This is a genomic window from Xenorhabdus szentirmaii DSM 16338 (assembly GCF_002632585.1).
In the GTDB taxonomy this organism is placed as follows: Bacteria; Pseudomonadota; Gammaproteobacteria; order Enterobacterales; family Enterobacteriaceae; genus Xenorhabdus; species Xenorhabdus szentirmaii.
Genome location: NZ_NIBV01000023.1, coordinates 1 through 1,204, shown reverse-complemented (window position 1 = coordinate 1,204; position 1,204 = coordinate 1). Strand labels below are relative to the sequence as shown.

Annotated in this window: 3 protein-coding genes; 2 read left to right on the top strand and 1 reads right to left on the bottom strand. The window is 42.7% G+C overall.

Going from position 1 to position 1,204, the window contains the following annotated elements; translation table 11 throughout:
• The coding region (locus tag Xsze_RS21430) for an RHS repeat-associated core domain-containing protein (protein ID WP_143707617.1) at positions 1–587 on the top strand (587 nt) is incomplete at its 5' end.
• Between the two features lie 4 nt (positions 588–591).
• A complete protein-coding gene (locus Xsze_RS21425) occupies positions 592–819 on the top strand; it encodes a hypothetical protein (RefSeq protein ID WP_038234687.1) in 228 nt (75 codons plus the stop codon).
• Between the two features lie 79 nt (positions 820–898).
• On the opposite strand, the gene Xsze_RS21420 is transcribed toward Xsze_RS21425, so the two are convergent.
• Positions 899–1,204 (bottom strand): SymE family type I addiction module toxin (locus Xsze_RS21420; protein WP_244590095.1); only part of this gene is annotated, 306 nt, incomplete at its 5' end.

Below are 1,204 nucleotides of genomic sequence, written 5' to 3'. Positions count from 1 at the left end.
ATTATAATCGGTTTAGGTATTACTCGCCGGAGACGGCGCAGTACATCTCGCCTGATCCGATCGGCTTATTGGGCGGGGTAAATCCGTATGGGTATGTGCATAATCCGTCGAAACTTATCGACCCTTATGGTCTGAGTGGGACTTCACAGGTTGCAAGTAAACCTGATTTTTATGTCGGACCAGATGGACCAAGTGCAACATTGCCATCCACAGGATATCGCCATATGAAATACCTAGAGAAAGACGGCTCTGTGAATGAATGGGTTACTCCAACTATAGACAACAAATCTGCTCCTGCTACTTATATTGCATTTGATAAATTTCCTTCTGGAAGTGTGGCAAGAGATAAGTTGCAAATATCTCCAGAATGGAGTGATGCCCGACTTGTAGGCAAATTCGATACCTTGCAGTTATATGAAAAAGGTGTTCCACAAGTTAGGGTGCCTTACTGGAAAGGTGATGACGTAAAAACTCGCTTAGAGCCATTTACAAAAGCTTACCCTGAGTTTGGAAAAGGCGGAGCAAGGCAGTTGCATGCAGATTGGCGAGTTATTAACTTTGATTCAGTTAAAATTTTACCGGAGTAATATAATGAATATGCTGGAAAGAAAAGATGCTGAAATAATGCTTTATCAGCTACTTAAAAGAACATTAATACACGAGAGTGATATTGATGATTTAATGCAGTCAGCAAAAAGTCATCCATATGGTATCCCAATGAAAGGAATACGCTATAGATATGATCATATGGAAAAAAAAGAATTAACAAAAGAAGACTGGCGTATTCTTGATACATTAATGCATTTTTATGGACCTTAATAATAATTGATTTCAGTAAGTCGGAAGATCCCCGTGATCTTCCGGCCTTGTTTTTTTAAGAGTGGCTTACTCCCTGCCCTTAGCGGCTTTTGTAGTCCCCAATCAACTCGCGCATCCTCAGCTTAATTTCACTGATTTGTGCCCGCTGGCGCTGGTATTGCTGCTTGAGGCTGTTGGTCTCGTCACTGTAGGGGATGAGCACCAGACAGCCGTCCATGATCTTCACCGTCACCGAGCCGCCAATCTCAAAGCCTGCCTGTTTAAGCCATTGCCCTTTAAGGTGGATTGCAGGCGGGGCACTGGCCTTGTCATTTTGCGGGACGTATCCCACGGTGTAATAACGTTCTGTTTTTGTAGCTTTATTTTGAACACAGTTTTGCTTAGA

Bases quoted from the DNA above. Each gene is read 5' to 3' on its own strand.
- Xsze_RS21425 (WP_038234687.1), top strand. From the start codon at position 592: ATGAATATGCTGGAAAGAAAAGATGCTGAAATAATGCTTTATCAGCTA.